The organism is Streptomyces sp. NPDC002577 (genome assembly GCF_053594815.1).
The window spans coordinates 42,970-55,535 of sequence record NZ_JBSFWK010000011.1; the positions used below are offsets into that span (position 1 = coordinate 42,970).

The 12,566-nt window shown below is 71.0% G+C and carries 12 protein-coding genes; 10 read left to right on the top strand and 2 right to left on the bottom strand.

Annotation, left to right across the window (positions count from 1 at the left end; translation table 11 throughout):
- The first annotated feature begins 19 nt into the window (after positions 1 to 19).
- From ACWD4J_RS17335 to ACWD4J_RS17380, 10 genes are all read left to right on the top strand, one after another.
- Positions 20 to 814 (top strand): SDR family NAD(P)-dependent oxidoreductase, encoded by a 795-nt coding sequence (locus tag ACWD4J_RS17335; RefSeq protein WP_451396231.1) that lies wholly within the window; start codon positions 20 to 22, stop codon positions 812 to 814.
- 44 nt (positions 815 to 858) lie between these two features.
- Complete coding sequence (locus ACWD4J_RS17340) at positions 859 to 1,578, top strand: IclR family transcriptional regulator (protein WP_451396232.1); 720 nt, start codon at positions 859 to 861, stop codon at positions 1,576 to 1,578.
- Between the two features lie 303 nt (positions 1,579 to 1,881).
- Positions 1,882 to 3,588: a bifunctional 3-(3-hydroxy-phenyl)propionate/3-hydroxycinnamic acid hydroxylase gene (locus ACWD4J_RS17345; RefSeq protein ID WP_451396233.1), complete on the top strand. Its 1,707-nt coding sequence runs from the start codon at positions 1,882 to 1,884 to the stop codon at positions 3,586 to 3,588.
- Entirely contained in the window at positions 3,524 to 4,471 is a 948-nt protein-coding gene (locus tag ACWD4J_RS17350) for a 3-carboxyethylcatechol 2,3-dioxygenase (protein ID WP_451396234.1), read from the top strand. Before ACWD4J_RS17345 ends, ACWD4J_RS17350 begins: the two co-directional genes overlap by 65 nt.
- A gap of 32 nt (positions 4,472 to 4,503) precedes the next feature.
- Entirely contained in the window at positions 4,504 to 5,376 is an 873-nt protein-coding gene (locus ACWD4J_RS17355) for an alpha/beta fold hydrolase (RefSeq protein WP_451396235.1), read from the top strand.
- A gap of 508 nt (positions 5,377 to 5,884) precedes the next feature.
- Complete coding sequence (locus ACWD4J_RS17360; RefSeq protein WP_451396236.1) at positions 5,885 to 7,264, top strand: MFS transporter; 1,380 nt, start codon at positions 5,885 to 5,887, stop codon at positions 7,262 to 7,264.
- A 248-nt stretch (positions 7,265 to 7,512) separates the two neighbouring features.
- Positions 7,513 to 7,944, top strand: coding sequence for an SRPBCC family protein (locus ACWD4J_RS17365; protein WP_451396237.1), 432 nt, complete (start codon positions 7,513 to 7,515; stop codon positions 7,942 to 7,944).
- 549 nt (positions 7,945 to 8,493) lie between these two features.
- On the top strand, positions 8,494 to 9,075 hold the full coding sequence (locus tag ACWD4J_RS17370) for a chaplin (protein WP_451396238.1): 582 nt from the start codon (positions 8,494 to 8,496) through the stop codon (positions 9,073 to 9,075).
- A complete protein-coding gene (locus ACWD4J_RS17375) occupies positions 9,062 to 9,685 on the top strand; it encodes a chaplin (protein WP_451396239.1) in 624 nt (207 codons plus the stop codon). Before ACWD4J_RS17370 ends, ACWD4J_RS17375 begins: the two co-directional genes overlap by 14 nt.
- A 353-nt stretch (positions 9,686 to 10,038) precedes the next feature.
- Positions 10,039 to 10,278 carry a chaplin gene (locus tag ACWD4J_RS17380; protein WP_451396240.1) on the top strand — a complete coding sequence of 80 codons (240 nt, stop codon included), beginning with the start codon at positions 10,039 to 10,041 and terminating at the stop codon, positions 10,276 to 10,278.
- Between the two features lie 243 nt (positions 10,279 to 10,521).
- Here ACWD4J_RS17380 and ACWD4J_RS17385 read toward each other — a convergent pair whose 3' ends face one another.
- Positions 10,522 to 11,832 carry a SpoIIE family protein phosphatase gene (locus ACWD4J_RS17385; RefSeq protein ID WP_451396241.1) on the bottom strand — a complete coding sequence of 437 codons (1,311 nt, stop codon included), beginning with the start codon at positions 11,830 to 11,832 and terminating at the stop codon, positions 10,522 to 10,524.
- A gap of 24 nt (positions 11,833 to 11,856) precedes the next feature.
- Positions 11,857 to 12,492 carry an NAD(P)-dependent oxidoreductase gene (locus ACWD4J_RS17390; protein WP_451396242.1) on the bottom strand — a complete coding sequence of 212 codons (636 nt, stop codon included), beginning with the start codon at positions 12,490 to 12,492 and terminating at the stop codon, positions 11,857 to 11,859.
- Positions 12,493 to 12,566: the final 74 nt, after the last annotated feature.

Genomic DNA, 12,566 nt, shown 5'->3' on the forward strand with positions numbered 1-12,566 from the left:
CCGCGCCGCCGGCGGCACGATGGGACCGAGCGGTTCGACGCTCGTACCCACCACTCGCGGGAGGCAGCGCGTGTCACATCGTCCGGTCACCATCGTCACGGGAGGCAGCAGGGGCATCGGGGCGGCGACCTGCGTCCGGCTTGCGGACGAAGGGCACGACCTGGTCCTCGGCTACGTCAGGAACGAGGCGGCCGCCGAGAAGACCGCGGCCGCGGTCCGGGCTGCGGGAGCGCGCTGCCTCGTCGTACGTGTCGACACCTCCGACGAGGCCGACGTCGAGCGACTGTTCGACATTGCGGCGGAGGAACTCGGCCCGGTCACCGGGCTGGTGAACAACGCCGGGGTGACCGGGCCGCTCGGCAGGTTCACCGACGTGCGCACGGACGTCCTGCGGCAGGTCGTGGAGGTCAACCTGCTCGGCTATCTGCTCTGTTGCAGAAGGGCGGCCCGTGACATGGCGGCGCTCGGCTCCGGATCCATCGTGAACGTCTCGTCGGCGGCGGCCACCCTCGGCAGCCCCGGCGAGTACGTCCACTACGCGGCGACCAAGGCGGCCACCGACGCCCTGACCGTCGGCCTCGCCAAGGAGCTCGGCCCGGACGGCATCAGGGTCAACGCGGTCGCCCCCGGCACGATCAACACGGAGATGCACGCCGCCATGGGCGACCCCGGCCGCCCGGCGCGGATCGCCGCCGACACTCCGCTGCGCCGTCCCGGCGAGCCCGAGGAGATCGCGGCCGCCATCGCCTGGCTCCTCTCGCCGGACGCCTCCTACACCACCGGCACGGTCCTGAGGGTCGCCGGCGGCCGGTGATACAAGCCGCGTCCAGGGACCGGTCACCGGCATAGGATGCACGGATGAGCGAGAAGGCCACACAGCAGAACGGCGCCGCGACGAGCTCCAGGGTCACCGGATCCCAGACGCTCGCGCGCGGACTGTCGGCGCTGGAGCTCATCGCCGCTCATCCCCAGGGCCTCGCCATCCAGGAGGTGGCCGAGCGGCTCGGGGTGCACCGGACCATCGCGTACCGGATCCTGGCCACGCTCTCCGACTTCCACCTCGCCGTCCGCGGCCCGGACGGGCGCTACCGGGCGGGCTCCGGGACGGTGACCCTTGCGCGCGGCTACGCGGCCGGGGTGCGCGAGGCGGCACTGCCGGTGCTGCGGCGCGCCGCCGACGACCTGGGCGCGACCGTCGCCCTGATCTCGGCCGAGGGCGACGAGGCGGTGGCCGTGGCGGTCGTGGAGCCGCGCTCCGTCGACTACCACATCTCGTACCGGGTGGGCAGCCGCCACCCGATCGGCGCGGGCGCGGCCGGGCTCGCGCTGGCGGCCATGCGGTCGCCGTCGCCCGGCGAGCCGGATGAGGTGCGCGCGGTGCGCTCGGCGGGGTACGCGCGCACGTTCGGGCAGGTCGAGCCGGGGGCGTACGGGGTGGCTGTGCCGCTTCGTACCGCGGATCCGGCGCTGCACATGTGTGTCAACGTGATCACGTCCCGGGAGGACGTGGCGCGGGACGCGGTGCCGGTGATCCGGGCCGTGGCCGACGAGATCGCGGGGCTCGCCGCGGGGGGCTGAGCCCCGTCGCCTGAGGGCCCTCAGACCCGGTACAGGTACGACGCGACGCACCGTACGTCGTGGGTTGTGCCCACCCTCCCCATTGCCACCACCGGCCGTAGGCGCACAAGCCGACGACGCGCCCCGCAGACGCGCACCCAAAAGCACCCCACACCACCCAAAGCGCGGTGTGGGTCACGTCTCCGCTTCCCCGTCACCCCTTGACAGCGCTGCACGTGCGCCACACGATGCATATATCGCACTGTTGTGAGCGATAAATGAACAGCCTGCGTCAGCCTCGTTACCTCGACGGAGAGTCCGCGAATGACTGAGAACCCATCGCCAGCGGCCCTGGCTCCCGTAGACGTCGTGATCGTGGGCGCCGGCCCCACGGGGCTGACGCTGGCCAACCTGCTGGGGATGTACGGCGTCCGGACGCTGCTCGTCGAGGCGGGCGAGAAGCTCATCGACTACCCGCGCGGCGTCGGCATGGACGACGAGAGCCTGCGCGCGTTCCAGCAGATCGGCCTCGTCGACGAGATCCGCAACCACACGACGCCGCACCAGATCATGCGGTTCGTCAACGGCAAGGGCGCGCTGCTCGCGGAACTCGACCCGCAGACGGACGAGTTCGGCTGGCCCCGCCGCAACGCGTTCATCCAGCCCTTGGTCGACGCGGAGCTGCACCGCGGCACCGACCGCTTCGACCATGTCGAGGTCGTGTTCGGCCACCAGATGACGTCCTTCGCCGAGACCCGCGACGGCGTCACCGTGGACCTGATCGGCCCGGACGGCGCCCCGCTGACCGTCACCGCGCAGTACATGGTCGGCGCCGACGGCGGCCGCAGCTCGACACGCAAGGCCCTCGGCCTGACCTTCGAAGGCAGGACCGAGCCGTCCAGCTGGCTGGTCGTGGACCTCCGCAACGACCCGCTGGGCACCCCCAACGCGTACATGGGCTGCGACCCGGCCCGCCCGTATGTCTCCATCGGCCTGCCGCACGGCATCCGCCGCTTCGAGTTCATGCTGATGCCCGGCGAGGACCAGGCGTTCGCCGACGACGACGCGAACCTGAACAGGCTGCTCGGCCAGCTCATCCCCGACCCGGACCGCGCCGACATCATCCGCCGCCGCGTCTACACCCACCACTCGCGCGTCGCGGGCTCCTTCCGCAAGGGCCGCGTCATGGTGGCGGGCGACGCCGCGCACCTGATGCCCGTATGGCAGGGACAGGGCTTCAACAGCGGCATCCGCGACGCCGTGAACCTCGGCTGGAAGCTGGCCTGTGTCGTGCGCGGCACGGCGAGCGAGCGGCTGCTCGACTCGTACGACAGCGAGCGGCGCCCGCACGCGGCCGCGATGGTCGACCTGTCCGACAAGGTCGGCAAGGTCATCTCACCGACCAGCCGGGTGCTGGCCTCGGCCCGTGACCTGGTCTTCCGCGGCCTGGGCGTGGTGCCCGCCGCCAAGGACTACGTCGCGCAGATGAAGTTCAAACCGATGCCGTTCTACGAGCAGGGCGCCGTCGTCCACCGCGAGGCGGAGACGACCGGTACCCCCTGCGCCGGACGCCTGTTCATCCAGCCGCGGGTCTCGACCCGCGAGACCCGCGACCAGCCGGACGTGCTGTTCGACGAGGTCACCGGCCCCTGGTTCACGGTCGTCGCCTGGAACAACAACCCTCTGGCGCTGCTCGACGACAAGGCCCGCGCCGTCTGGGAGCAGCTCGGCGCCCGCTTCGTCGAGGTCCGGCCCGCGTCCGGGCTCCACTACGGCGAGCAGCCCGACGGAGTGACCCTCGTCGGCGACCCGACCGGCCGCCTGAAGTCCTGGTTCGACCAGCGCCCGGAGTCGTTCGTCGTGGTCCGCCCCGACCGTTTCGTCGCCGGTGCCTGCCTGGCCCAGAACGCCTCGTCCCTCACCCACCGCATCGCCGAGTCCCTGCACCTGATCCCCGGAGGCAACGATGCCCCTCGCCCTGTGCTGCCTGTCGCACTCCCCGCTGATGGAGTACGTGCAGCCGCAAGCTGACGTCCGCGGCCGGGTGGACGAGGCGCTCGCCTCAGCCCGGGCGTTCGTGGCGGACTTCGACCCCGAGCTGGTCGTGATCTTCGCCCCGGACCACTACAACGGCTTCTTCTACGACATGATGCCGCCGTTCTGCATCGGCGGCCGCGCCCAGGCCATCGGCGACTTCAGGACGCCCGAGGGCCCGCTGTCCGTCGACCACGACGCGGCGCTCGCGATCACCCGGAGCGTGCTCGAGGCCGGGATCGACACCGCGCTGTCCGAGGACATGGTCGTCGACCACGGCTTCTCGCAGCCGCTGGACATCCTGCTCGGCGGCATCGACGTCAAGCCCGTCGTGCCGGTGTTCATCAACTCCGTGGCCGAGCCGCTCGCGCCCGTGTCGCGCATCCGGCAGCTCGGCGAGGCGGTCGGCCGGGCCGCCGCGGCCCTGGACAGGCGCGTCCTGATGATCGGCTCCGGCGGCCTCTCCCACGACCCGCCGGTGCCGCGCATGGCCCAGGCGGACACCGAGGAGAAGGTCCGCAAGCTGATCAACAACCGGAACCCCTCGGACGAGGCGCGCGCCGCCCGCCAGGCCCGCACCATCGCCGCCGCCGAGGCGTTCGCCAAGGGCGAGTCGGACATGCACCCCCTCAACCCCGAGTGGGACAACCTCGTCCTGGACACCCTGGGCGACCCGACGCACCGCGGCGACGTGGACGGCTGGACCACGGACTGGTTCGCCGAGCAGGCCGGCAACTCCGCGCACGAGGTGCGCACCTGGATCGCCGCCTACTCCGCACTGGCCGCAGCCGGGGACTACCAGGTCACCAGCCGCTTCTACGAGGCCATCGAGGCGTGGATCGCGGGCTTCGCGGTCACCACCGCCGTCACCACAGCCTGACAACCGCCCGCCCCCTACGGCAGGAGACACACATGTCCGCCATCTACCCGTCCGTCTGGCTCGGCTTCTCCCAGACGTCGTTCACCCTGGAGCAGGTCCAGGTCGGCAAGTGGAGCACCCGCGTGCTGACCGCGGGCCCCGCCGACGGCGAGGCACTGGTGCTGATGCACGGCACCGGCGGCCACCTGGAGACGTACGCGCACAACGTGAAGGCGCTCACCGACGCCGGCTACCGCGTGATCGCGTACGACTTCCCGGGCCACGCGGGCACCACGCACGCCGCCGAGGACCTGGAGCTCCCGCACTACATCGAGCACCTGCGCGAGCTCCTCGACGCCCTCGGCATCGAGAAGGCGCACCTGAGCGGTGAGTCGCTGGGCGGCTGGGTCGCGATCAAGTTCGCCGCCCAGTACCCGGACCGCACCCTGAAGATCATCCCGAACACCCCGGGCGGCACCATGGCGCGCCCCGAGGTGATGCACAAGATCCAGTCGCTGAGCCAGGCCGCCGCCGACGACCCGTCGTACGAGCGTGTGAAGGCCCGTCTGGAGTGGCTGATGGCCGACCCGGCCACGGTCACCGAGGAGCTCATCGCGACCCGCCGTGCGCACTACTCCCGCCCCGGATACGCCGACTCGGCCCGCCACATCCTGTGCCTGCAGGTCCCGGAGATCCGCAGCCGCAACCTGATCAGCGACGAGGAGCTGGCCGCCGTGCAGGCCCCGGCCCTGGTGATCTGGTCGTCGGACGACCCGTCGGGGCCGGCCAAGGCGGGCCTGGACATGGCCGAGAAGATGCCGCAGGGCCGCTTCGCGCTGGTCGAGAACGCGGGCCACTGGCCGCAGTGGGAGCAGGCCGAGTTCTTCAACAAGCTCGTCATCGACTTCCTGACCGAGGCCAACTGACACCCCCTGGACAGCTGACGACCCCCGTACAGCTGACGCCCTCAGACAGCTGACCACCCCCGGACAGCTGACGCCCCCTGGTGCGCCCGCCCTCACCCGGGCCGGGCTCACCGAACCGCTGGGCACGCCGTAACCGTTCGGCGCGCCTGAGCAGCCGGGCCGGTGCACCGTCACCGCGGAGCCGTGCCCGGCGGCCTGAGTCTGCGGTCGCTCGCTTCTGCCCTGACCGAGCGGCCGCCTGCGCAGAGGCGGTGTGGATCTTTCCCCCGGGATCCGCACCGCCTCTTCGGCATGCCCGGAAGCCCGGTGGCCCCGCACCAGCCGACCGGACACCCCACCGCCACCGCCCTCTCACCCCGGTGATCGATCATCCCGACAACCCTTGACACGGCAGAACAGGGCCCGCACTGTGTTCGCTATCTACACGCGATCGTGCGGAGTATGCACAGGCGCCCAGAGGGGTCCCGGCAGCACGCACCCGCGCGTCCCACCCCATCCGGAGCCGCAGATGCCCACCAACGACGCTGCCCGTCGCCGCCAGTCGCGACGGATCGCCATGTCCAGCTTTGTCGGCAGCGCCATCGAGTTCTACGACTTCCTGCTCTACGGAGCCGCCGCCTCGCTCGTCTTCAACGAGCTCTTCTTCACCAGCCTCAACCCGCTCACCGGCACCATCGCCGCGTTCGGCACCCTCGCCGTCGGCTATGTGGCCCGGCCGCTCGGCGGCATCGTCTTCGGCCACTTCGGCGACCGGGTCGGCCGCAAGTCGATGCTGGTGCTGACCATGACGCTGATGGCGCTGGCCAGCTTCGCCATCGGCCTGCTGCCCACGTACGACCAGATCGGGGTCTGGGCGCCGGTCCTGCTCATCGTGGCCCGGCTGGTCCAGGGCATCGCGGTCGGCGGCGAGTGGGGCGGCGCGGCCCTGATGGCCATGGAGCACGCATCGACGGAGCGACGCGGCCTCGCGGCCAGCTTCGCGAACATGGGCGGCCCCGCGGGCGCCGTGATCGCCACCGCCGTGTTCGCCGGCTTCTCGTCCCTGCCCGAGGACCAGTTCCTGTCCTGGGGCTGGCGGATGCCGTTCCTGCTCAGCGTGGTGCTGCTGGCGATCGGCCTGTTCATCCGGCTGCGGGTCACCGAGAGCCCGCTGTTCACCGAGGCCCAGCGCCGGGCCCAGGAGTCGGCGGTCAAGCAGGAGGCTCCGCTGCTCACGGTGTTCCGCCGGTACCGGAAGAACATCGTGCTGTCGTGCCTCGGCGGCTGCGGCGCCCTGGTCCTGCAGTCCCTGCTGGCCACGTTCATGCTCACGTACGCGACCGGGCTCGGCTACGAGCGCTCCACCGTGCTGCTCGCGCAGACCGTGTCGTCGGCGCTGCACATCTTCACGATCCCCGCGTTCGCGGCGCTGTCCGACCGCGTGGGCCGCAAGCCCGTCATGATCACCGGCGCGCTCGCCGCCGCTGTGGCCGCGTTCCCGCTGTTCTGGCTGGTCAACAGCGGCTCTGTGGCACTGCTGTTCGCGGCGTACATCCTGGGCAACCCGATCCTGCAGGCGTCGATGTACGGGCCGATGGCGGCGTTCGTGAGCGAGATGTTCGGCACCCGCGCCCGCTACACCGGTGCGTCGCTCGGCTACCAGCTCGCCACCACCCTGGGCGCGGGCACCGCCCCGCTGATCGCCAGCAGCCTGCTGTCCCGCGCGGGCGGCGGCTCGCACTCGGCGACGGTGAGCCTCTTCATCGCCGTCGTCTGCCTGATCAGCGCGGCGGCCATCGCCCTGACCCACGAGTCCCACCGCACCGCTCTGAGCGACACCGAAGGGACCGGCACGGCACTGAACACGGCGGACCGCACGGCAGCGGCCACCGCCGCCGCCACTCGCTGACGCGACCGCCACGCCACGCGCTGACGCCGGCTCCGACGACGGCGGACGGCGGGCCCCGCCCGGACGAACCGGCGGCCCGCCGTCCGCCGCGTCCCGTTCCAGAGCCCGTCGCACCGTGCGTCCTCGGCGCCGGCTGCGGCAGGCCCGGAACCCGGCCGCGGCACGCCCGACGCAGGGGCGCCCCGTCCAGCGGAGGGCCACACTGGAGGCATGACCCCGTAAACCGCGAGCCGAGCTGGGGTGATCCGATGAGCACTCTCGAAGAACATGTCGACATCGGTGTTCCGGCCGATGTGGCCTGGGACTCCCTCCACCGCGTGGAGACCTACCCGCGGTTCCTCCAAGGAGTACGCGAAGCCCGTACGGAGGGAGCGGACAGAGCGCACCTCGACGTCGAAGCGGGCGGCCGGGCTCAGGCGTTCGACACCCAGATAACCGACCGTGCCGACCAGCGCACGATGGAGTGGAAGACCACCAGCGGCCCCGACCTGTCCGGATCCTTCTCGTTGCTGTCCATCGACCAGCAGCACACCCGGGTCCAGGCCCGGATCGAGTACGACCCGGGCGCGGTCAGGGAGGCATTCGGCGGACCCAAGGGCTTCGCCCAGGCCACCGCGATCGAGCGGCTGGTACGGAGCGACCTCGAGCAGTTCAAGGGCCTGGTCGAGCAGGGGCGCTGAGCCCACGGTGGGGGTACCTCCCGGGCCCTCAAGGCACTGGGGGAGCCTTCCGAGGGGCGGCCATGCGGCCGCCCCTCGGGGTCTGTCCGGATGAACCGGCGGATGAACCGGATAGGCCGGTTGCCGGGTCGCCGAGGCCGCGACCCGATGCGCCCCGCCCCGCCGGCCGTGAGCCGCCGCGGGGCGCTGAACTGCCCTGACCCGCCAACAATTCCGGTTTCCCGGGCGAGGGGAAAAGCCGAGGGACGGGCCCGGGAATTTCTCTTTTGCGTGAACCCCGAAGCGGACGTCCGCGCGTCGGGTTAACGCCCCGCGCCGTCGTGCCACTCTGACGTACGCAATTTCTGTTCGCAGAAATATGCAGAAACGACCGCCCCGCTCATGCCGGTACGGCAAACGAGTGAATCCGACTTCGACTTGACTAGGCGAAACGTTTCCTCACCCCGCATCGCATCGTTCACGGGTTGCAGGTCATGGTGCGAGTCGAGTCGTTCAAGGTCCGGCTCACTCGATCCGTGACATTGGCATGACCGCAGAAAGGGAAAATCCGTGCAGTTCAAGAAGACCGGGACACTGGTCGCGGGAGTGCTCATGGCCGTGGGCATGGCCTCGCCAGCCCTCGCCGACTCCAACGCCGGAGGCTTCACCGCCGGCTCCGGTGGCATCCTCTCCGGCAACGTCGTTCAGGCACCCATCGATGTGCCGATCAACGTGTGCGGGAACACCATCAACGTCATCGGGCTGTTCAACCCGGCGGTCGGCAACCGCTGCGTGAACGGGTCGGACGACGACGGGCCGTCCTTCTTCAACGACGACAGGCCGCCCTACTACGCGGGATACCACAACGGCCGCCACCACTACCGCGACACCTACGGCCGCTACCCGTACGGCGGTAACTGTCACAGCTGCCGCTGCGACGACGACTGCGACTACCCGCGGCCGTGCACGACCAGCTGCAACTCGTGCGAGGACAACTGCCACCACCCGCAGCCGTGCCCGACCAACTGCAACACGTGCGAGGACAACTGCCACCACCCGCGGCCGTGCACGACCAGCTGCACGCCGTGCGACGACGACTGCAAGCCCTGCCACACCCCCTGCAACCCCTGCGAGGACGATGACGACGACTGAGTTGCGTCAGGTAATCGGTAAGGGAATCCTCGCGGCCGCGGCCGCGACGGGCTTCCTGGCACTGCCTGGCACATACGCCCTGGCGGACGCGGGCGCGTCCGGCGCGGCGTCGGATTCACCCGGCGTGCTGTCGGGGAACGACATCCAGGCACCGGTCGACGTACCGGTCAACGTCTGCGGCATCGCCGTGGACGTGGTGGCCGCCGCCAACCCCACCGTCGGCAACACCTGCGACAGCGATGACGCTGGCGCGAGCCGTTGCTGCAGTAACGATCCTGCTGGGTCGGGCCACTGCTGCGGCAGCAGGCCGAACGGTTCGGGGAACGGCGACGGTTCACCAACGGCTCCGCACGCCCAAGCGGAGCCGGGCACGGGCCAAGGTCCCCGTGCCAACCCGGCTGGCCCCCTCGAGGGACAGGATCAAGGAACCGAGCTCGGCGCCTCCCCGCGGAGCGGCTCCCCGATCCCTGCCCAACGGGTGTACAGCCACGGCGAGCTGGCCACGACGGGCACACCCGCCGATGCGATCGGCGTTGCCGCTACCGGAGCGGGGCTGCTTACCGGTGGCGCGATGCTGTATCGGCGCGTCGGAGCCACAGCTCGCCTCTGACGGTCGCTGCAGGCGGTCCGCTGGCGTTCCGCCGCCGGCAGCACCGACAGGCCCGTTCCCGTTCCGGAGCCCAGATCCGGAACGGGAACGGGGCCTTTTCATGAGCGAAATAATTCGCCCCGGCCACCATAACAACGGAATTACCGCCACCGAATTGGCGGAGCGAATAGGAGGCATCTGTGCGCTGCTTCCGGATAACGCCACCGAGCCGCCCCCTGAACCGGCCCCATTTCCGGTTCGCACACAGACCCATCACCCATTCGGCGGCACAACCCGGGTGAAAGGGAACCGTTGTGCATAGGGTCGGGCACCCGTTCCGGCCACGCAACCGAATCACCAAGGAGCATTTCGCCATGTGGCGTACCGCGAAGGTTCTTGTTCTGTCCAGTGTTGCCGCCGCGAGCGTGGCAGCCACCGCGGGCGTTGCCGCCGCCGACGCTGACGCGACGGGCGGCACCGTCAACTCCGGGGGTATCGGCTCGGGCAACGTCGTCCAGGTCCCTGTGCACATCCCGGTGAACGTCTGCGGCAACACCATCAGCGTCATCGGCGTGCTGAACCCGGCGTTCAACAACACCTGCATCAACAGCTGAACAACCGGGTCGGCTCCTCATCCACGGCCGGTCCCCTTCCGTGGCCGCTCTCCGTATCAAGGGGGGCGGCCACTTCTGTCACTACGGGGCCCTTCACACGGGGCGCAGCACCTGTGGCGAAGCAGCCGCTGCCGCCTCCACGTCGTGCCGGTCCCCCCGGGGCCGGCACGACGCATGCCCGGCGCCCCCGTCATCTCGCTGCTGCCGGACGGGCCGCCGCCCCGTCCCGCAGCGGCCCGTGGCTCAGCCTGTTGCCGATGGAGTGGTGAGGCGCACCGCGAACACCGTGGTGTCGTCGGTGACATGACCGCCGCTGTGCCGCAGAGCCGCGTCGCGTACCAGCAGGACCAGCCGTGCCGGCTCGGCCACGCTCGGGTCCTCGGCGAGCATGGCGGCGACCGCCTCGCGCAGCGGGAAGAAGGTGCCGTTCGCGTCCCGTGCCTCCGTCACCCCGTCGGTGACCAGCAGCAGGGTCTCGTCCTGCGCGAAGGGGACTCGCTGCAGGGACGGCTGCCCGCCTGCCAGATCGCCGAGTCCGATGGGCAGCCCGTCACCGGCCGGCAGTTCGCGTACGCCGCCGGGGCCGACGACGAGCGGCGGTTCGTGCCCGAAGTTGACGATCTCGATGTGCCGGCCACCCTGCTTGTCCCGGTCCCGGTCCTGGTCCTGGTCCTGGTCCTGGTCCGGTGGTCGGAAGCCGATCAGGACCGCGGTCGCGAAACGCTCGCTGTCGAGTGCGGCGCCGAACTCGTCCGCCGAGCCGCCCGTGAACGCGCTTCCGTACGTGCCGTCGTACGCGGTGTCGTACGCGCGGCCGAGTGTGCGGTGGTGCCCGTCGCCAGGTGCGCGCGCCGGGCCGCGGACAGCCTCTATCAGGGCCATGTGGCCGCGATGGCGGCGCATACGGATCTCCAGCCGCTCGGCGACGGTCGTGAGCTCCGGCTCGTGGTAGCCGGACTCGCGGAAGCTGCCGAGCAGCGCCGCCGCCACCGCCACCGCGCCGAGGCCCTTGCCCTGCACGTCGCCGACCAGGATGCGTGGACCGTACGGACTGGGCTGGATGTCGTAGAAGTCGCCGCCGACCCGGGCCTCGCTGTCCGCCGTGAGGTAGACGGCGGCGTGGTCGAGGCCGACCCAGCGCGCCGGCAGGGGCCGCAGCACGGTGCGCCGGGTCGTCTCGACGACGTCCAGCATGTGGCGCATGCGCCGCTCCTCGCCGACCCGGACCCAGCAAGCGGCGACGCTGAGCACGCCGCCCATCGCGACGAGGATGAAGTCCGGCAGACCGGCGCGGTACTCGCGTACCTCGACGTTGTCGAGCAGGAAGTACGTGACCGTGGCGATGACGACGAAGGCCCCGGTCGTCCACACCCCGCACACCGCCGCGGCCGTGCCCGGCACGACGACGAGCCAGGAGATGGTCCGGAACTCACCGGAGGTCTCCACATCGACGAGGACGACCCCGAGGAGCACGACGAGCGGCAGGAGCCAGGCGATGCTGTGGCCGCGGATACGCAGGAAGGCCGCAGGGTGCCGGAATTCCAACCTGTCCATCGCCTCGCTCGCCTGCCCGCCGGTTCAGTACGCGACCGAGATCCGGGTACGCGGATGGGCGTTGCTCTCGAGTTCCTCGACGAAGGCGGCCGCGTAGTCCTCGGCGCTGATGCGGCTGTGGCCCTCGGCGTCGGTGAGCAGCAGGTCGCCGCCGACGCGGAAGGTGCCGGTGCGCTCGCCCGGGCCGATCTCCGCGGCCGGGGAGACGTACGTCCAGTCGAGGTCGCCGACCGTGCGGTAGAAGTCGAGGACGTCGCGGTGCGCGAGCGCCTCGTCGAGGACGTCGGCGGGGAAGCCGGGCTGGTCGACCAGCGCCGCACCGGGCGTGACCTCCAGGCTGCCCGCGCCGCCCACGACGACCAGCCGGGAGACGCCGGCCGCCCGTACGGCATCGACCAGGGCCCGGTTCAGGGCGAGGAAGGGCTCCCGCGGCTCGCTGCCGTCGCGCGGCGGCACGAGCGCGGAGGCGACCGCGTCGTGGTCGGCGGCGAGTGCAGCGATACGAGGGGTGTCGGCGGCGTCCGCAGCGGTCGAGGCCACGCCCGGTACGGGGGCCTGTCCGGAGCGGCTGACGCAGGTGACGTGGTGGCCTCGGGCGTGGGCCTCGGCGGCGATGCGGCTGCCGACCATGCCGGTGGCGCCCAGCAACACGATCTTCATGTACGGCTCCTGTGTGTGCGCCGCCGCGGACTGCGTCCAGCCAAGCATGGTGGGGTGTGGGACGCATCCGGACG

Bases quoted from the DNA above. Each gene is read 5' to 3' on its own strand.
- ACWD4J_RS17375 (WP_451396239.1), top strand. From the start codon at position 9,062: ATGACGACGACTGAGTTGCGTCAGGTAATCGGTAAGGGAATCCTCGCG.
- ACWD4J_RS17380 (WP_451396240.1), top strand. From the start codon at position 10,039: ATGTGGCGTACCGCGAAGGTTCTTGTTCTGTCCAGTGTTGCCGCCGCG.
- ACWD4J_RS17350 (WP_451396234.1), top strand. From the start codon at position 3,524: ATGCCCCTCGCCCTGTGCTGCCTGTCGCACTCCCCGCTGATGGAGTAC.
- ACWD4J_RS17365 (WP_451396237.1), top strand. From the start codon at position 7,513: ATGAGCACTCTCGAAGAACATGTCGACATCGGTGTTCCGGCCGATGTG.
- ACWD4J_RS17360 (WP_451396236.1), top strand. From the start codon at position 5,885: ATGCCCACCAACGACGCTGCCCGTCGCCGCCAGTCGCGACGGATCGCC.
- ACWD4J_RS17385 (WP_451396241.1), bottom strand. From the start codon at position 11,832: ATGGACAGGTTGGAATTCCGGCACCCTGCGGCCTTCCTGCGTATCCGC.
- ACWD4J_RS17390 (WP_451396242.1), bottom strand. From the start codon at position 12,492: ATGAAGATCGTGTTGCTGGGCGCCACCGGCATGGTCGGCAGCCGCATC.
- ACWD4J_RS17355 (WP_451396235.1), top strand. From the start codon at position 4,504: ATGTCCGCCATCTACCCGTCCGTCTGGCTCGGCTTCTCCCAGACGTCG.
- ACWD4J_RS17335 (WP_451396231.1), top strand. From the start codon at position 20: ATGGGACCGAGCGGTTCGACGCTCGTACCCACCACTCGCGGGAGGCAG.
- ACWD4J_RS17340 (WP_451396232.1), top strand. From the start codon at position 859: ATGAGCGAGAAGGCCACACAGCAGAACGGCGCCGCGACGAGCTCCAGG.
- ACWD4J_RS17345 (WP_451396233.1), top strand. From the start codon at position 1,882: ATGACTGAGAACCCATCGCCAGCGGCCCTGGCTCCCGTAGACGTCGTG.